Source organism: Sulfitobacter sp. SBS6 (genome assembly GCF_048285585.1).
GTDB classification, from domain to species: domain Bacteria; phylum Pseudomonadota; class Alphaproteobacteria; order Rhodobacterales; family Rhodobacteraceae; genus Sulfitobacter; species Sulfitobacter pontiacus.
In genome coordinates this window covers 52047-69672 of record NZ_JBLWBA010000007.1, presented here as the reverse complement: position 1 = coordinate 69672, position 17626 = coordinate 52047, and the positions used below count along the sequence as shown (strand labels likewise).

The 17626-nt window shown below is 58.8% G+C and carries 21 protein-coding genes; 7 read left to right on the top strand and 14 right to left on the bottom strand.

Translation table 11 applies throughout. The annotated features are described in order from the left end of the window. Genes ACNQ62_RS13265 through ACNQ62_RS13245 form a run of 5 tightly spaced genes read right to left on the bottom strand, consistent with a single transcriptional unit; the run spans nt 1 to nt 2205 of the window. Nucleotides 1-789 (bottom strand): lytic transglycosylase domain-containing protein, encoded by a 789-nt coding sequence (locus ACNQ62_RS13265; RefSeq protein WP_288960702.1) that lies wholly within the window; start codon nt 787-789, stop codon nt 1-3. 1 nt (nt 790) lies between these two features. Further along, a complete protein-coding gene (locus ACNQ62_RS13260; RefSeq protein WP_005849035.1) occupies nt 791-1060 on the bottom strand; it encodes a flagellar biosynthetic protein FliQ in 270 nt (89 codons plus the stop codon). A 39-nt stretch (nt 1061-1099) separates the two neighbouring features. Next, on the bottom strand, nt 1100-1417 hold the full coding sequence (locus ACNQ62_RS13255) for a flagellar hook-basal body complex protein FliE (protein WP_005849033.1): 318 nt from the start codon (nt 1415-1417) through the stop codon (nt 1100-1102). A gap of 9 nt (nt 1418-1426) precedes the next feature. Further along, a complete protein-coding gene (gene flgC, locus ACNQ62_RS13250) occupies nt 1427-1837 on the bottom strand; it encodes a flagellar basal body rod protein FlgC (RefSeq protein ID WP_074636865.1) in 411 nt (136 codons plus the stop codon). A 14-nt stretch (nt 1838-1851) separates the two neighbouring features. Beyond that, complete coding sequence (locus ACNQ62_RS13245; RefSeq protein WP_037942041.1) at nt 1852-2205, bottom strand: flagellar basal body protein; 354 nt, start codon at nt 2203-2205, stop codon at nt 1852-1854. A gap of 62 nt (nt 2206-2267) precedes the next feature. On the opposite strand from ACNQ62_RS13245, the gene ACNQ62_RS13240 reads away from it, so the two are divergent. After that, nucleotides 2268-3659 (top strand): FliI/YscN family ATPase, encoded by a 1392-nt coding sequence (locus ACNQ62_RS13240; protein WP_184583845.1) that lies wholly within the window; start codon nt 2268-2270, stop codon nt 3657-3659. Nucleotides 3660-3758: 99 nt separating this feature from the next. Here ACNQ62_RS13240 and ACNQ62_RS13235 read toward each other — a convergent pair whose 3' ends face one another. The 4 genes from ACNQ62_RS13235 to ACNQ62_RS13220 form a co-directional block, all read right to left on the bottom strand. Further along, entirely contained in the window at nt 3759-4643 is an 885-nt protein-coding gene (locus ACNQ62_RS13235) for a flagellin (protein ID WP_353628592.1), read from the bottom strand. Between the two features lie 131 nt (nt 4644-4774). After that, nucleotides 4775-5266 (bottom strand): flagellar biosynthesis protein FlgI, encoded by a 492-nt coding sequence (locus ACNQ62_RS13230; RefSeq protein ID WP_418095044.1) that lies wholly within the window; start codon nt 5264-5266, stop codon nt 4775-4777. Then, a complete protein-coding gene (locus ACNQ62_RS13225; RefSeq protein WP_064216621.1) occupies nt 5263-5565 on the bottom strand; it encodes a hypothetical protein in 303 nt (100 codons plus the stop codon). Before ACNQ62_RS13225 ends, ACNQ62_RS13230 begins: the two co-directional genes overlap by 4 nt. After that, entirely contained in the window at nt 5565-6722 is a 1158-nt protein-coding gene (locus ACNQ62_RS13220) for a flagellar basal body P-ring protein FlgI (RefSeq protein ID WP_184583851.1), read from the bottom strand. Before ACNQ62_RS13220 ends, ACNQ62_RS13225 begins: the two co-directional genes overlap by 1 nt. Before the next feature lie 174 nt (nt 6723-6896). Here ACNQ62_RS13220 and ACNQ62_RS13215 point away from each other — a divergent pair, with 174 nt between their 5' ends. Beyond that, complete coding sequence (locus tag ACNQ62_RS13215; protein ID WP_005849021.1) at nt 6897-7601, top strand: response regulator transcription factor; 705 nt, start codon at nt 6897-6899, stop codon at nt 7599-7601. Here the strand turns inward: ACNQ62_RS13215 and ACNQ62_RS13210 are convergent, their stop codons facing one another. From ACNQ62_RS13210 to ACNQ62_RS13195, 4 genes are all read right to left on the bottom strand, one after another. Next, a complete protein-coding gene (locus tag ACNQ62_RS13210) occupies nt 7602-8681 on the bottom strand; it encodes a flagellin (protein ID WP_418095043.1) in 1080 nt (359 codons plus the stop codon). A 10-nt stretch (nt 8682-8691) separates the two neighbouring features. Further along, nucleotides 8692-10110 (bottom strand): flagellar hook-associated protein FlgK, encoded by a 1419-nt coding sequence (flgK, locus tag ACNQ62_RS13205; protein ID WP_180829497.1) that lies wholly within the window; start codon nt 10108-10110, stop codon nt 8692-8694. Nucleotides 10111-10136: 26 nt separating this feature from the next. After that, nucleotides 10137-11438 carry a flagellar hook protein FlgE gene (locus tag ACNQ62_RS13200; protein ID WP_005849017.1) on the bottom strand — a complete coding sequence of 434 codons (1302 nt, stop codon included), beginning with the start codon at nt 11436-11438 and terminating at the stop codon, nt 10137-10139. A 129-nt stretch (nt 11439-11567) separates the two neighbouring features. Further along, nucleotides 11568-13385: a tetratricopeptide repeat protein gene (locus tag ACNQ62_RS13195; protein ID WP_418095042.1), complete on the bottom strand. Its 1818-nt coding sequence runs from the start codon at nt 13383-13385 to the stop codon at nt 11568-11570. 118 nt (nt 13386-13503) lie between these two features. Here ACNQ62_RS13195 and ACNQ62_RS13190 point away from each other — a divergent pair, with 118 nt between their 5' ends. Genes ACNQ62_RS13190 through ACNQ62_RS13170 form a run of 5 tightly spaced genes read left to right on the top strand, consistent with a single transcriptional unit; the run spans nt 13504 to nt 16942 of the window. Continuing rightward, the gene (locus ACNQ62_RS13190; protein WP_240790865.1) at nt 13504-14235 is read left to right on the top strand and encodes a flagellar hook-basal body complex protein; all 732 of its coding nucleotides are present in this window, start codon (nt 13504-13506) and stop codon (nt 14233-14235) included. A 21-nt stretch (nt 14236-14256) separates the two neighbouring features. Further along, complete coding sequence (flgG, locus tag ACNQ62_RS13185) at nt 14257-15042, top strand: flagellar basal-body rod protein FlgG (protein WP_005849013.1); 786 nt, start codon at nt 14257-14259, stop codon at nt 15040-15042. A gap of 12 nt (nt 15043-15054) precedes the next feature. Continuing rightward, a complete protein-coding gene (gene flgA, locus ACNQ62_RS13180; protein WP_418095041.1) occupies nt 15055-15738 on the top strand; it encodes a flagellar basal body P-ring formation chaperone FlgA in 684 nt (227 codons plus the stop codon). Beyond that, entirely contained in the window at nt 15735-16472 is a 738-nt protein-coding gene (locus ACNQ62_RS13175) for a flagellar basal body L-ring protein FlgH (RefSeq protein WP_005849010.1), read from the top strand. Before flgA ends, ACNQ62_RS13175 begins: the two co-directional genes overlap by 4 nt. A gap of 14 nt (nt 16473-16486) precedes the next feature. After that, nucleotides 16487-16942, top strand: coding sequence for a hypothetical protein (locus ACNQ62_RS13170; protein ID WP_005849008.1), 456 nt, complete (start codon nt 16487-16489; stop codon nt 16940-16942). Between the two features lie 9 nt (nt 16943-16951). Here ACNQ62_RS13170 and ACNQ62_RS13165 read toward each other — a convergent pair whose 3' ends face one another. Next, nucleotides 16952-17623 (bottom strand): flagellar hook assembly protein FlgD, encoded by a 672-nt coding sequence (locus ACNQ62_RS13165; RefSeq protein WP_180829495.1) that lies wholly within the window; start codon nt 17621-17623, stop codon nt 16952-16954. Nucleotides 17624-17626: the final 3 nt, after the last annotated feature.

The following is a 17626-nucleotide window of genomic DNA, read 5'->3' as shown; positions in this document are numbered from 1 at the left end:
TCAGTTGACCTCTGCGTAATGGGGCAGGATGGGGGCCAACGCCTGCGTAGAATAGATAGACAGCGCGCCGCCCGCTTTGCCGGAGTTTGCACCGCTCAGATCGGCGCTCCAGTTGAAATCGGGCATCTCGCGGGTGACTGCAACCTGCTGCGGGGTGCTATTGACCGGGCTAACATCGCTTGCAAAGCGGGTCAGGAATGCCTGGGCGATGCGCTGGTTCTGCTGCAACTTCTGCAGATAAACAGCTTTGTAGCTGGGGTTAGACGAATGGTACCGGCCAGCGGCCTGCCACCAATCGCCTGTCTCGTGATACAGCGCGGTCAGAAAACGTGCGGCATAATCGACGTTATGCGCTGGCGTCGTCGCCTCTTCCAGCGAGGAGAACTGGTCGCCATGCCACCGTTGGTTAATCTGCATGCATCCTACATCCGTGGACCGGATGCCGCGGCCCTCTGTCTCGCGCACATGCGCTTCTAGTGCGAGCTTGCTGCCAAAGAACGTGCCGGTGCCGTTTGTGTTTGCGGTCCACGGCCATACCACCAGCTTGTTGTTCACCTGACGGCCAGCTTCCTGAATCCCGATCGCCAGCAACAGGTTACCGGGAATGTTATAGCGCTGTTCAGCCGAAAGGATCTCGTCCACGCAGACGCGCATCGGGTTTGACGTGGCGTTTTGCCGACCCAACTTCACGGCAGGAGCGGATGACGTGTAAAACCCCGTCCAACCGCCTTTGTCCGCCAAGGCAGAGACGGGCAGCAAGAGAACCATGAACAAGGCGGTGAGGCGCACCCTAGAGCCCCCCGTTGGAGACAAGATCGAACACCCGGTCCGAGAGCCCGACAAGTGTCGAAAAAATAAAAGGAATGCTGATGGCGAGCGTCACAAAAATCGCCGCGATCTTGGGCACGAAAGTTAGCGTCATTTCCTGAATCTGTGTCAAAGCCTGGAAAAACGCGATGGCAAGCCCGACGCCAAGCGCCACAACAAGCACAGGTGCCGATCCGATCAATGTCACGGTTAACGTCTGCCGGATGATTTCGTAGATAGTGACAGAATCCACAGCGGACCTCCGAAAAACATGGCGCGTGTTAACCTGACGTTAAACCGGCATACGCATAACTTCTTGGTACGCTTCCACCAGTTTGTCACGCAGCGCGACCGAAACCTGAACTGTCTGCTCCATCGCCATGGTGGCCTGAACAACCTCTTGCAGGCTGGCTTGCCCTGTCAGCCCCTTGATCGCCATCTGGTCGCCTTCGCGCACCGAATCCACCGCCTGCGACGCGGCATCGCCGACCATCTGGGCAAAATCCTTGGGGGCGGGGCCAGCGGGTTTTGCACCCCGCGTTTCGCCCTGCACCGTCTTTGCATAGGCGGCTTCAACGTAGGAAGAACGGATGGCGGAAAAATCTGTCATTCTGGCACCTTACTTCAACAGCTCGACCAACTGACGGCGCATGTCACGCGCCTTGTCCAGCATCGAAAGGTTTGCTTCATAACTGCGCGCGGCTTCACGCATATTGCTCATTTCGATCAGCGGGTTCACGTTCGGCATCTTGATATAGCCGTTCTGATCCGCCGCGGGGTGCGAAGGTTCATACCGCAGTGTGAAATCGGCATCATCCCGCAGCACGCCTGCAGACTGCACAATCGCCGCCCCCGTTGAAGGATCCGTGGCGCTTTCAAAAGAAATCGTCTTGCGCTGGTACGGGTCACCCCCCGCCGTTTGCGCGGTCGAACTGGCATTAGCAAGGTTTTCAGAGACGATGCGCAACCGGTCACCCTGCGCCCGCATCCCGCTGGCTGCTGTTGCCGAAATTCTGGAAAGGGAATCCATCGCGCGTCTCTCCGTTATTTCCGGCCAGCGACGGCGTAAACCATCTCGTGCGCTTTGCGGTACAGGCTCGCGGCCATTTGGAACTGACCCGAGGCGCTGTTCGCCTCGACCAACTGCTCTTCCAGGTTCACGTTATTCCCGGTTGCCGTAGTGCCACCCAGAACCCGCGCCTCAACCACCTCGGCCTCCTGCAAACGTTGCGACCGACCTGCGTCTTCCAGATAACTCGCAAAGCTTTGCACATCCTGCGCGCGGTATCCCGCAACGTCAGAATTCGCGATATTCTCGGACACGACATTCTGCCGCGTGGCAAGCCATTGCAAACGCTTGGGTGCAAGACTGAACAAGGATGTGGGATCTGTATTCATACTAGACTCATTATTTATCCTTGTTATATAGCAAGGATAGAATATTTTCGAAAGAGTATATTTTGACTTCTGCCTTCGCAAACCTGCAAAAGTCCATCTATTCATGCGCCAGCGCAAAGATCTCGGGCACCGTCAGGTCCATCACCGGCATGACCCTCACCGTCAGCGGGCTAGAGGCGATGGCAGCGATCGGCAGCCAATGCCGGGTGCACACCCCCGCAGGACACATCGATGGCGAAGTCGTCAGCGCACAGGGCAGTGATCTATGCGTTCTGCCGTTCGGCACATGGGAGGGCGTGTCCGTCGGGAATACCGTCGAATTGATCGAGCATGACGATATGGTGTCCCCCGACGACAGCTGGATCGGCACGGTGGTCGATGCGCTTGGCCGCCCGCTCACGCAATACACCCGCGCGCGCCGCCCGCGCCGCAAAACCCGCTTTCGCGCCAACCCACCCGGTGCATTCGACCGCAAGAAAGTGGGCGAGAAGCTGGAAACACAGATCAAATGTATTGATATTTTCACCCCGATTTGCCGCGGCCAGAGGATGGGTGTTTTCGCCGGTTCCGGTGTCGGCAAATCGACCATGATGGCCATGCTGGCCCGCAATACGGATGCCGATGTAATTGTCATCGGGCTGATCGGCGAACGCGGCCGCGAGGTACAACAGTTCATCCAGGAGGATCTGGGCGAAGAAGGCATGGCGCGCGCCGTTGTCGTCGTCTCTACCGGGGACGAGGCACCGCTGCTGCGCAAACAGGCCGCATTAACCACGACCGCAATTGCCGAATACTTCAAATCGACGGGAAAGCAGGTGCTGCTGCTGCTGGATAGCGTCACCCGTTTTGCGATGGCGCAGCGTGAAATCGGCCTCGCCCGCGGCGAGCCGCCAACCCTGCGGGGCTATCCGCCGTCGGTGTTCAGCGAACTGCCCCATTTGCTGGAACGTGCGGGCCCCGGCATGGCGGCAGAAGGTGACATTACCGGTCTTTATACGGTGCTGGTGGATGGGGACGATATGAACGAACCCATCGCGGATGCGGTGCGCGGGATCGTGGACGGGCATCTGGTGCTCGACCGGCGCATCGCCGAACAGGGGCGTTTCCCCGCGATCGATCTACAAAAATCGCTGTCACGGATGCTGCCGGGCTGCCACTCTCCCGAAGAATACGAGATCACCAAAGTCGCGCGCAAGGCCTTGGGCCGCTACGCCGATATGGAAGATCTGATCCGATTGGGAGCGTATAAAGCGGGGTCCGACCCGGAAACGGACCAAGCCATCACATTTTTCCGCGCGGCCAGCCCATTTCTGTCACAAAGCCGCGGCGACAAGACCCCAGCCGCCGAAGGCTTTGCCGACACCTACCGGATGATCCTTGAATCCGGCATCGATGACCCGCTGCGTAGTTTTTTCGAGGAACGCGCCCGCGCCGAGGCGACGACAGCGCAATAAAAAACCGGCGGGACGTATGTCCAAGCCGGTGTTTTGTGTCGTCAGGGCCCCTCCCCACCAATGGCGGAGAGGGGTTTTTCATATAACGCCTAAACCGAATTAACGGAACAAGCTCAGGATGTTCTGAGGCGCCTGGTTTGCAATCGACAGGGACTGCGTCGCCAGCTGCTGCTGAACCTGATAGGCCTGCAAACGCGCCGCTTCTTCTTCCATATCCGCATCAACCATCGAGCTCACACCGGAATCCAGCGTGTCTGTCAGGCTGTCGATGAATTCCATCTGACCTTCCAGAGCGTTTTCGGTAATACCCAGCGATGTCGACGCTGTAATAGCCGCAGACAACTGCGCTTCAGCCAAAGCAAGCCGGTCACTCATAGAATCGGCGGTGGCAGGATCAGCATCCTCTGGGGTGGTTACATCAATAGCATCCAACGCGGATTGGATCGCCTTAAGGTCGACAGCCTCAAAGGAAAATGAGGTGGTTCCGAATGTCCCGTCAGACTGACGAGTAACTCCGTTGACGACACTGATCGAATTGGCGACTGGGTTCGCAGGGTCGGTTCTGTCGAAGTTCGAACCGTCTACCAAATTGTCGCCGTTGAAAGTTGCCTGCTCAATCGCGGACAACATGTTTTTGGCCAGCGCATCCAGTTCGTTCTGCACGTCTTGCTTGTTAACACCATCGCTTTGAGCAAAGGCGATACGTTCCACCATTTGCTGAGCAATGTCAGTAACTGTTTCGGCACCCAGACGGGCTGTCGCGACGGAGTTCTTGGTCGCGGTCATGCCTTCGTTGATGGCTTTGAACATGCCGCTGTCGCCTTTCATCGTCTCGGAGACGGCGAAATAGGCAGCGTTGTCTTTACCAGAGGCCACTTTCAGGCCCGTGGAAACGCGGCTTTGGGTATCGTTGAGCCCGCGGTTCACGTCTTTCAACGTGGCCAGAGCGTTCATTGCGGAGCTATTGGTGAGAATGGACGACATTTAATGTTCTCCTTGCTTCTCGTATTGATCCAGTCTTCTGACTGAGGTCAGCCGTAAAGGCTAACCTGAACTACATAGCAGTTCAGGTTAAAGCAGGGTTAACAAATTGGGTAAAATCGACGGAACGCGCGTTAGAATTTCTGATCGACGCGCATGTTCTTATCCGCAACGCCGCTCACACGTTGGCCCATCTTGCCATAATTTCCGTCTAGCGCGTTGCGATTGCTGATCTTTTTAACCTCGCGCAGAATGGTGCGGGCGGCGACGGCCATGCGGGATAAAATTGCGCTATCCTCTTCAATCGCCCCCTTTAACTGCTTGAGCTGCGCCTTCACCTCCAGCTCAACCATAATCGGGTGATCTATAAAGGGTTCGACCAGCGGGGTTTGCAGCTCCAGCCACTTCAACGCGCGGGATTTTTCTTCAAAAATCGCACTGACGACATCCAGATTGCCGGCTTTGATCGCCTCGACCTCGCGGTTCAGCACGTCGATGGTGTCGTGGATTTTCGCGACATAGGCGTGAATGTTTTCCTCGTCCTGCGGGGTCAGCACCAGCTGGTCAGGGGCCTCGCCCTCGGGCGCGGTGCCGCGTTGACCGAAACGGAAGGTGCGCGGGGTCATTCGCCCTGCTCCGCAAATTTGGCTTTGCCCTGCCCGTAGGCGTCCAGCATTTGCGACACGCTACCGGAAAAGCCCAAACCGCCCTGCTCTACCAATTGGCCGGCGACGGCTTCGGACATGAAGGACCGCCACATATCCGCCTGCTGTTCCCCGCCGAAAGCAGAGGCACCGGCGGTTTTCATCATCTCGTCGACGAACTGGGTTAAGAACACCTTTTCGAATTCTTTACCTGTCTGCACCGCGCGGTCGGGTTTGGCGATATCGAAACTAGGCAGTGACGGGGGGATTGAACCGGTCATCAGATAATCTCCAGATCGGCGTGAAGCGCCCCTGCGGCTTTGATGGCCTGCAAAATCGCAATGGTTTGCCGTGCGCCAACGCCGATGGCGTTCAGCCCGTCAACAAGCTCTTGCAGGCTCACGTCACCGTTGAGAATGGTAAAGCTGCCGTCAGTTTCTTCGATATCAATCTCGGTTTCCGGCACGATCACGGTCGTCCCCCCGATAGAGATAGGTTCCTCGCTGATCACGGCCGTATTCCCGCCAAGGCTGATCGGACCGGGCTGGCTGACGCCGAAATTCTCGCGCACGCGCACGGTCAGGCCACCCTGGCTGATCGCGACCTGCGCGATCCGCACGTCCGAGCCCATGACGATGGTGCCCGATTTTTCGTCAATCACGACCCGCGCCACGGCGTCCGGCGTGACCAGCAGGTTTTCCACCGCCATGATCGTCTCGGGCGCGTTGCGTTTGTCGCCGACCCAGACCTCGATTGTGCCGGAATCCAACACCTCGACCTGACTGGACCCAAGGTGTTTCGCAATGGCTTCGCGCACGCGATCCGCCGTGGTGAAATCGGGGTTGTTCAGCGCAATCCGGATACTGTCGAGCTGAAAGAGGCTGAATTCGATCTCGCGCTCGACGATGGCCCCGTTTTCGATCCGTGCGATGGTCGGCACACCATCCACAACGCTCGCGGCATTGCCATCCACCCGATAGCCCGAGGCCGCAACCGCGCCCTGCCCCACGGCATAAACCTCGCCATCCGCGCCCGTCAGCGGGGTGATCAACAAGGTACCGCCCCGCAGACTTGTCGCATCTCCAAGCGAAGAGACCGTGATATCGATGGGCGAGCCGCGCCGCGCAAACGGGGGTAGCTTGGCCGTCACCATCACGGCGGCGGTATTCTTGGTTTTCAGCGCCTCGCCATCAAGGTTCGCAACGCCAAGCCGTTCAAGCATCCCCCGAATGGATTCACGGGTGAACGGGCTGGAGTTCAGCTTATCCCCCGTCCCCAAAAGCCCGACAACGAGGCCATACCCGATCAGATGGTTTTCCCGCACACCTTCAAAATGCGCAATATCCTTGATCCGGACCTCGGCCCAGGACGGCATCGCGGGCACGACCAACAGTGCTGCGGCGGCAAGGGCCCGCAGGCAGCGCAACAGGCGGGTCATGGGGCGTCGCTGGCTGTGCGCCATTGCGAAATCTCCGGTACAAGAACAGTTCAACTATCCTTGGCATAATCACGTAATAACCGGATTTATACAAGTTAAATCATCTATTAATTGTTGCTACCGCAGAATATACTTGCTACCGATAGGAATAGTCAGGGTTTAGGGCACACAAACATGCGCATGTATATTTTCGAACAGCGGAAAGAACGATGCGCCGGCCTTACGGCAGAGCTGCGCAGCGCAGGTATCGAGCTTCAGTTCGTCACCGCCGAGTTTTTCACGACGGGTCTTGGCCCTTTGCTGCAACCCGGCCATCAGACCAATGCGGTTCTGATCGGTGAATGTGACGATACGCGTGAATATATCCGCGCGATGCGTACCGCAGGCTGCGTCAACCCGGTGATCGTGCTCAAGGATTTCCGCAACGCCAAGGATACGTCGGACCTGCTGAACCTTGGCGCGGATGATGTGATCGTCAGCCCGATCCGTGGCGCCGAAGTGCTGTCGCGGACTAATTCGATCATCCGGCGTCACTATGGCCATGCCTCCGAAAGCGTGATCGTCGGAGAGCTGACCGCCTATTTCGACGGGCGCGATCCGATTGTATCGGGCAGCCGCATCAAACTGTCGAAACGGGAATATTCGGTGTTCCAGCATCTTGCGCTGAACTCGAACAAAGTCATCTCTAAAGACGCGATTTATGACGCAATCTATGGCAGCAGCATCGATCAGCCGTTCGATAAGGTCATCGACGTCTACATCTGCAAACTGCGCAAAAAGCTCGCTTCCGCGTCGAAGTCAGGCTGGCAGTATATCGAAACCGTGCATGGCCGCGGCTACAAGTTAAGCTCGCCCGAGGTGACGTCGAAAGCCGGTTGATCAGCGCAGGTAATTCAGGATCGAAAGGCTCGATAGCCGCGAGGAAACCTGATAGCTCGCCTGCAACTGCGTCTCGAGGCTATTCATGCGCGTGATCGCCTCGTAGGGATCAACACTTTCGTAGTTCGAGATTTGCGTCCGCTGCACAAGCGACAGATCGGTCAGCTGCGTTTGGGTCTTCTCGACGATCTGCTGGTTGAACCCGATCCGCGCCGAGATATCCAACATACCCTCTTGCGACGCCGACAGGCTGTCGACCACCTCTGACATCCAAGTGCTATAGGCCGCTTCGTCCATCTGGCTCACGTCGGTCACGGCCAGCATCGCCAACCCTTTGTAGGCATCGCGGAAGGACTGGTCATTGGCGCGCACACCGTAGACGACCTCTTGTCCGGTATTCACCCAGGCGCTGATCTGTTTTGTCTCGGCCCCACTGGCATCAAGCTCGGGCGAGCCTTGATAGAAGGTGCCCTGAAAGTTCCGGCTGGCGTCGGCGTCTTGCGAGTTGAACACGGTCTCTAGCTGATCCGCGATGGCTTGGGCGCTGGCTGGGTCGGTTGGACCGGTGCCAAAAATCTCTTCGACCACCGATTGCGGTGAACGGCCTGTGTCGGCACTGGTTTCGGGCCAGCGGGTCAGCGAGGTCTTGTTGGATTCCAGCCCCGAAAACAGGTTCTCGCCATTATAGGACGTGTTCATCGTCGACACGAGGCTTTCCAGCGCGGCGCGGGCCTGCATCTGCAACACCTCTGCCCCGTTGCCATTGCGTGTGGCGTTGACCAGCGCGCTTTCCAGCACCGATTGTACCTGCGTGCGTGCGGCATCGACGGACGCAAGCATCGCGTCAAGCTTGCTCGCCAGCACGTCGTTCGATGTCATGAAGGTCTGGGTATTCGCCTCGCGCCCGTGCAGCTTCATCACCGAGGCCGCGCGCGGGCCCAGGTCGGCATAGATGTCGGCCTTTTTTCCGGTAGAGACTTCTTCGCTCACCCGTTGCAATTCCAGCGTCGTGCGCTGCACGTTCTGACGGTTGAACAGGTTAAACTGGAACGACGAAAAACTGCTGATACCTAGAACCATTGTCCCTGCCTCATACCGCTGCGATCAGCGTGTCGATCATCTCTGACACCGCTGTAAGCACTCTGGAGTTTGCCGCATAACTTTGTTCGATCAACAGCAGTTGCTGCATCTCGTCGTCAATATTCACACCCTCGGAATTGCGCCGCGCCGACATCACGACCTCTGCGGCAGAAGCCGCGGCGTTAAAGTCATTCTCTGCCCGTGCGCGCGTGGCCGCTTGGCTGGTGATCATCTCTGCCGAAAAATCGCGCAAAGTGACCTCGGCGGGAATACCCGTGCCCGTCGCCGCATTCATCGCCGTGTCGAGCCCTGCCAGAAATGCGTTGATCTGCACCGTTTCAGACCCTGCACCGGGGGACGTGGCCCCCAGACCATCGCGGATACGCCAAACCTCCGCCTCGCCGGTAGAGGAAATCTTGCTGTTTATTTGCAAACGGCTCGCCAGACCGGTGATATTCGCCGGATCAAACGCGATCCCATTATCTGTGAACAGCCCCGCCTCGCCCGGTGCAAGGCTGGCATCGGCCTCTTCAAAGGTCTGAATCAGCCCCCGCGCGTATTCGTCCAACTGTTGACTAAACTGCGGTATAGTCTCTCTCTTCAGCTCGGAAAGCCCCGCAAGACTGCCGTGCTGAATACCACGCACACCGTCTTTGAACGGGGTGATATCCTGATTGCCCGCCATCAATGTGCCGTCACTAGGGTTAAAAGTCACATCCTGTACGACGCGCCCTTCCAGCAAGGCGGCCCCGCTGACCGTATAAAGGCTGATCGACCCGTTCGAAGACCGATGTATCCGCGTGTCAACGATCCCGGATATCTGGTCAAGGATCGTGTCGACCTTTTCATCAAACTGCGCGGCCTCCAGCGAACCGGGGGTAAAGCCGCTGCCCGAGGCATTCAGATCACGCAGTTGGTATAGGGCCGTGTTCAGGTCCGCGACTTCATAGCGGATTTCCATATTCACGTCGTTCAACGTCGTCGACAGCGTTGTCGCCGCCCCTTTGACCGACCGCACCAGATCCTCTGCCGCCAGCGCAACCGATGTCTGCGCCCCGTTCGACGACGGCATATTGACCAGCGTTGTCAGGCTGTTCTGGAAATCGTTAAATCGGTCTGCGGGCGATGTGCCGTCACCGGGTTGCCCCAGATAGGCGGTATAGGTGGTCAGCCCTTCCTGAATAGACTGATACTGCGTCATCCGACTGTTTTCGAGCCGCGACATCCGTTGCAGCGTCGCATCGACCTCGCGGCGGACCTCGCTGATGACGGCACCGCCCTGCCCGCCGCTGGCGGTGACCAGCACCGCCTCGCGCCGGACATATCCGGGGGTCATCGCATTCGACACGTTATCGGCCGCGATCCGCGACTGACCCTGTGTCGTATGCAAACCGGCTGTGGCCGAATTCAGCGCGCCCGTAAGGCTCATGTCATGCTCCGGTCAGACCGTCTGGCTTATCGTTTCAGACGGGTGGTTTCATCCATCATATCGTCGACGGTGGTGATCACTTTGGCATTGGTCGAAAACGCCCGCTGCGCCTTGATCAGGTCGGTCATCTCTTGCGCAATATCCACGTTAGACCCTTCAAGCGCACCGGCGTTGATCGACCCCACGGTCGAAGAATTGGCCTGCAGTGCAGAGAACGACCCTGTTTCACCCGACAGGCGATAGGCGTTGCCCTTCACTTCGACCAGCCCGTTGGGGTTGGCGACGACAGCGACGGGAATGTCATAAAGCGCGCGGCGCATGCCATTATCGAAAACGCCGAACAATGTGCCGTCTTCGGTAATCTCGGTGCGCACAAGCTCACCCGCGCTGGACCCGTCCCGATCAAACGCGAGGCTGAAATCCCCCGCGAACTGGCTGATCCCGTCGAATGCGCCGGGCTTGCCAAGGGTGATGTCGATCTCTTGCGGAACAACCCCGTTATCAAGGGTGATCGTCGCCACGCCTGTCGCGGGGTCCACGGTAAAGGCGGCAGGTGCCGTCGCGGTAGAATTGATGTTGCTATAGCTCAGCGGAGAGCCCGCCGCAGGTCCGGCGTTGTTGAACTCGATCGTGACACTGCCCAGCCCATTGCCATTCTGATCCGCAATCGCCAGATCCCATGTGTTCGCCGTGGTGCCAGGTGCCCAGGAAAAGCTCACGCGCTGGCTTTCACCCAAGGCGGTGAACACTTCGGACGAGGTGACAAAAGGTGCGCCGGGATCGGCTTGGCCTGTGTCCTGCGATGGCAGATTGCCAAAGGCGGTGATGGTCGAGGTCACGCCGGCAGAGATGTTCAGATTGCCGATGTTAACCGTTTCCATATCCTTGAAGGACGTCCGGTCGACCGACCCGATGTCCCCTTCCAGCCCGTAGGGGTAGCCCGCAAGATAATATCCCGCCGCGTTCTTCAGGTTGCCCTGCTCGTCCGGCAGGAACGACCCCGCGCGGGTCAGCATGTAGTTGGTCTGCACTGTCTCGTTCGGGTTCATCGACACCGCGAAGAAACCGTTCCCGCCAATCGCCAGATCGGTAGAGGAGTTGGTCGAGATCAGGCCGCCTGCTGTCGCGATGTCCAGCTCTTCAACGGCGTTGACCGACAGGACCCCGTCGCCATTCCCGCCCGAGGCAGTGGTCGTGACCATATGCGCGAACCCGCGGCGGTACCCCACCGTGTTCGAGTTTGCGATGTTCTCGGAGATGCTGCCAACCGCCTTGGAGTTGGCGCGCAGCCCGCTGACACCCGTCTGAAGCGCGCTTGAAATGCTCATTTTCCTACCTCGTTGTCGTTCTTGGTATTCTTGCCTAACAGGACAAATAATCGAATTGGTTTAAAGAAGGTTAAATTTTCGCGATTTATTTTTGTCTAACCTTGGTTTAGCCGAAATTTGCAGCCGAGTTCATGGAGATATCCCTGAATTCGCGATGCTTTCAAACGCATTCTCTAGCTGCTCCAGCCGCTTCGCCGCCCCGCCCGCGCTCAGCGGCAGCACGTTATCGCGCACCTCAGATATGCTATTCGCCAGTGAAATCAGATCCTTGGACGGCGTGAGACTGGGAAACGAACGCGTCACCTGCTGTAGCGCCTCTTGGTCTTCGGACCGATAGGCCGCGATCAACAGGCGTGTGGCATCCTGCAAGGAAAAATCCTGCGGATATGTCCGCCAAAGCTGCGAAAGAACGTCCGCCGCCTGCGGCCAGCGCTCTTCTTCTGACAGCGCGAGCCCCACATCTCGCAAATGCTGCGCCGTTGGTGCATCGACGGACGCATTCAGCAACGCAGGCTTATCCCCCAGTTTAGAGAGGGTTTGCGCCAGCAAACTCTGATGCGCCTCCTCCATCTCGGGGGCGATACTTACGTCCATCAGTTCCAACGTCAGCCGCGCATCGGCGAATTGCCCCCCCTGCACCTGCGCTTGCGCAAGCTTCATGTTCAGGCGAAAAATCTCGGCCGCGCGGGAGGTGCCTTGTTCTTCCTGCTTTTCTTGCAAGATACGCACGGCACGACGGTATTCCTTGGCCGCCAGATCGGTCGACCCCAACGTCAGGACGTAGTCACCCAGCGTTTCAATCTGCGCCGTGAACCCTTCGGTATAGCGGAAATAGGGCAGCAAACGCAGATGCAGCGCGACCCAAGCCGACAGCGGATACTGCCCCTCGCCCCCTGCCTTATAGATATCTGCCAGCAATTCTTGCGCCTGCGCCTCAATCGGGGCGGCTTCGGCAGGTTCGGGGAACCGCAGCAGAATACGGCCAAGGGTCAACACGGCTTCGGGATGATTGCCCAATGCGTGGTACACCCGCTCAAGCCGGCGCAAGACTTCCAGCTCGTACCGCCCGCCGCGCCAAGCCTCTGATCCGCCTTCTAGGGTCGATTGTGCCGCCAGCAGCGCGCCTCTTCCGCCATCGGCAAGCGCCATATCCGCCACCGCCAAACGGGCGCGCACGGCGTATTGGTCCCAGCCCTCTGCCGCTTCCAGATAGATCTTGAGCGCGGTCGCCGCGTCCCCCCGCTTTTGCGCAGCCCGTGCACGCAGGAATGTACCGGATGCGGCCCCCGCTAGCTCTGGCATTTCGTCCAGCAGGCGCAGGGTCGCGTCGACATATTCGCGCTTGTCCAGCTCAATCGCCGCCTCAAGCAGCACAGGCAGAACGGCCCGCACGACGGACTCCGGCTGTGTGCTCAGCCCGCCAAAGCTTGGCTCGATATTATCCGACAAGCGCCGAACGTCGGAGGTGGCAATCGCGTCCAGACTGGCCCAAAAGGCGCGATCCGGTCGGTTGCCTGCCAGCGGAGACGTGTTGAATGGTGGCGTTACCGCGGTCGGTGCTTCCCCTGCCAGCAGACGCACCGCGTCGGACAGCGCACGGTGACGGCGCTTATGAACCGGCGTATCAGGGGTCACTTCGGCAAGGATAGAGCCCGCCTCGAACAGCAGCATATGGGCCATATAGAGTTCGGCCACATCCATCATCACCCGCGTCTGGTCGCTGCCCCGTTGGCTGCCGAGCTTGGCAATGCTGTGCCGCAAATCATCACGCAACCCATCCGGAGACCAGCGCCGCAAATCCAGATCCCGTCGCCATGTCTGTCCTGCGTCTAACGCGCTGTGATCCAGCGTATCAACCACATCAGAGGGCGCGGCCACAAGTACACCCGCCGGAACCGCAAGAACCAGCAACGCCTTGACCACCGTTATGCAAATATACTGGCGCACACCTATCCTTGATAGTGTAAATAGAACTTGCCTTATCCTTGTATTCATGAAAATTTGTATTTGCAATGACATGTACAATGCGTTTTTTCGTGATGCTTCAGCACCGCCGGAGGATGAGATGAGCAATATCAGTTATGTGGCGCTTTCTCAGGCAACCGCGCTGACCCGCAGCATGGACACGACGGCGCATAACCTCGCCAACGCCACGACCTCGGGCTACAAGGCGATCCACCCCGTGCTTGAATCCATACCCGATGGCAGCGGCGATAACGCGATCAACTATGTGCGCGAAAGCGGGACATACCTTGAACTTGCCGACGGCCCGCTGATGCAGACCGGCAACCCGATGGACATCGCCGTGGCCGGTGACGGCTGGCTCAGCTTCCAGCTGCCCGGCGGCGAAACAGGTTACAGCCGTCACGGGCGCCTTGTTGTGGATGTCGACGGCCAATTGAAAACCGCAGGTGGTATGCCCCTGCTTGGCGTGGGCGGCGGGCCTGTCGTGCTACCCGATGATGTGGGGGACGAGGTGGTGATCACCACCAGCGGCACCGTGACCAACCCTCAAGGCGCGGTGCTTGGCGCGGTCAGCGTTGTCGCGATCAACGAGGCGGCGCAGATGCTGCCCATGGGCGCGGGCATGTACCAGTTGCCCCCGAACGCAGGCCAGCCACAGCAGATGGAGAACCCACAGGTCAAGCAGGGCTTTATCGAAGGCAGCAACGTGAACGCCGTCCTTGAAATGACCCGTCTGATCGACATCCAACGGGCCTATGAGAATTCAGTCAAACTGATGGGGTCGGACGATGATCTGACCCGCACGGCCATCCAGAAACTTGGGCGCGTATAACGCCGCCGGAAGGAGCATAAGATGAAAGCACTCGGGATCGCGGCCACGGGCATGTTGGCGCAACAGACCAACGTTGACGTTATCGCCAACAACATCGCCAACGCCAACACCACCGGCTTTAAAAGCGGGCGCGCCGCGTTTCAGGATCTGGTCTACCAAAGCTTTGCAAGCGCCGGATCGCTGACCTCCGAAGAAGGCACTGCGCGGCCCGTAGGCACTGATATCGGCTTGGGCGTGCAGGCGGCGGGCGTGATCCGTCACAACATCCAGGGCGGCTTGATCCAGACCGAAAACCAGCTGGACCTCGCGATCGAGGGGCGCGGCTATTTCACCGTGAACCGTCCCGATGGCACCCAGGCCTTTACCCGCGACGGGAACTTCCAGTTGAGCGCTGAAGGCCAGCTGGTCACCCTGAACGGCTATGAGGTAGAGCCCGCGATCATCGTGCCCGAACTGACCCGTCAGGTCGAAATCAACCAAGAAGGCGTGGTCATGGCCTATGTTGAAAACGACCCTGAACCGGTGGAACTGGGCCAGTTGAACTTTGCGACCTTCCTGAACGAAGCGGGCCTGAAACCCGTCGGTGATAACTTGATGGAGCAGACCGCCGCGTCGGGTGAGCCTGTGCAGAACGTCCCCGGCACCCCCGGCGTCGGCATCACACGGCAGGGATATCTTGAACAGTCGAACGTCAACATCATCCAGCAGATCACCGACCTGATTTCGGCACAGCGCGCCTACGAGATGAACTCCAAGGCGATCGAGACCGCCGATCAGATCATGACCACGACGAACCAGATCAAGTAACGGGTTGAACCGATGAAACGTGTTGCCATTGCCCTTTTCGTGTTGTTCCAGCTTGCCGCCGCCCTTGTCGTCGCTGGCCCTGCGCTTGCGCAATCGGTGCCCGTGACCGACCTGATCGAGGAACGCGCCGTCGCCGAACTGGGTGCCACTTTGCCCGCAAAAGCCAAGCTGGATATCCGCATGGCCGAGGGGATGATCAAGAAGGGCAACTTCGTGCAGGAGTTCTGGATCGACCCTGACTCGGGCCAATTCATCGCAAATGTGGTAACCGACAGCGGTGTCCCGCAACGCGTATGGGGTCTGGCGATGGTGACATTGACCGTGCCTGTTCCCAACCGGCGCATCGTGCCCGATGAAATCGTCCGCGCCCAAGACGTATCGCTGGTCGAAATGCCGATGCAGCGGGTCGGCAGCTATGCGATCAATGAATATGATCAACTCGTCGGCCAGCAGGTGCGTCGTATGCTGGTCACCGGCCGCCCCGTCCCGCGCAATTCGGTCATGCCGCCCCGTATCATCAGCCGCGGTGAAAAGGTCAAAATCCGCCTGACCCACGGCGGGTTGCAGCTAACGGCCAAAGGACGTGCCCTGGATGATGCCCATAAAGGTCAGGAACTGCGCGTCGTCAATCTTTCCAGCAACAAGGCCCTGTCGACCATCGCGATGGCAGCAGGCGTCGTCGAGGTCGTACAATGACATCCCTTCGTTTTCCCGCTCGGCTCGGCTGCCTGCTTGCAGCTTCGGCGCTTTTTCTGGCGGCCTGTGGTGATTTTCAGGAAACCCACAACCCCACGGTCAGCGATCTGACGCTCAGCCCCGACCACATGGGCGAGGTCAACCGCGTGAGCATCCCGATGCCTCTGCCCAAAGCGCCTGAACAGCCCAAACGCGCGGATCAGGCCAGCCTCTGGAGCAATTCAACACCGCGTCTGTTTCAGGATCGTCGCGCCGGCGACGTGGGCGATCTGGTCACCGTTCTGATCGATATCGATGACCGCGCGCAGTTGCAAAATGCCACAGGGCGCAGCCGGTCCTCCTCCACTGGGGTGGACGACCCCGATATCCTGAACTTCGACACCTCGACCGATAGCGGGCAGCTGATTGGCCTGTCGAGCAGCTCGTCCAGCGAAGGCGAAGGATCGATCCGCCGGAACGAGACGATACGTCTGCGCGTGGCCGCTCTAGTGATCCAGACCCTACCCAACGGGAATTTCGTGATCGCCGGACGGCAAGAGGTCAAGGTGAACAACGAACTGCGCGAGCTGCGCATCGCCGGCATCATCCGTCAGTCCGATATCAACGTCGGGAACACCATCGACTACGATAAAATCGCCGAGGCGCGGATCACCTATGGTGGGCGCGGGCAGATTTCGACGGTGCAAACCGCGCGCTACGGTCAGGACGCGCTTGAAGTGTTCCTGCCCTACTAAGGCGGGACGCGGGTGTGATCAAATACATCATCATCGCCGTTTGCGTGATTGGTGCGGGGGCCATGGGCTATGTCGGGGAACGCTTTATGCGGCCAACGACATCGGCCCCCTCGGATCAGGCGGCCACGCAAGAGTTGATGTTCAAAATGCCCTTGGGCAAATTCACCATGCAAATCATCCAGAGCCGCAAAATCCTGCATCTGGTGTTTGACATGGATGTCTATGTCATGGGGGCTTCGTCGTTTCACGAGATCAACGGTGCCGTCGGGCGCGCCCGTTTGCGTGACGCAACCGTGTCAGCGATCGCCGAGCTTGCGGAAACCGACCTGAGCCTCGCCCAACCGATCGAAGAAGAAGCCCGCAAAGCAGAGCTTGCCGCGCAAATCGTGCGCAAGCTCTACGTTAATTTCCCGGCGGTCCGCACGGCGCGGCTGAACAGCTTTTACGCCAATACCAGCCTGCGCAACTGACGGATCCGATCAGCTCGCCGATTTCACGGTGATCGACGACGCGGTTTCGCCGCCGTCCAGACCAAAGATGATCTCTCCCTCGCGGAAACGTACATCTTCGACGCGGGCACTGCGCGACGGCTGGATCGCGATATTGTTGCCAGCGGCATCTTTCGCCGTCAGCACCACGGTGTATTTCCCCGCCAACTGCGCGTTGCCGTAATCGTCCTTGCCATCCCATCCCAGCGGGTTCGTGGTGCCGGATACTGTGGACAGGCCGTTGATCGTACGCACATTGCGCCCCAGCGGATCATAGATTTTCGCGGTGACCTCGGCTGCGCCGGCCCCCACCTCGTAGGAGGTCGAGGTCGTGCCATCTTCCAGCATCACCACATCAGATTGCACTGTGACATCGCGCCCCAAAAGATCGGTGCCCCCCAGATTCAGCAAGCCGCTGATCTGGCTGGTCAATGTCTCAAGCTGGGTATTGGTCTGCACCGCTTGTTCCACCTGCGACAACTGCGCAAGCTGTGCGACAAACTGCGTGCTATCGACCGGCTCAAGCGGATCCTGGTTCTGGATCTGCGCGGTCAGCAGGGTCAGGAACTTGGTATAATCCTCGCCCAACTGGCCCAGTGAATCCTGCGCCGAGCTTTGGTTCGTGCTTGTGAAATTGTTCAACAGTGTCTGGCTTGTCAGCATGGA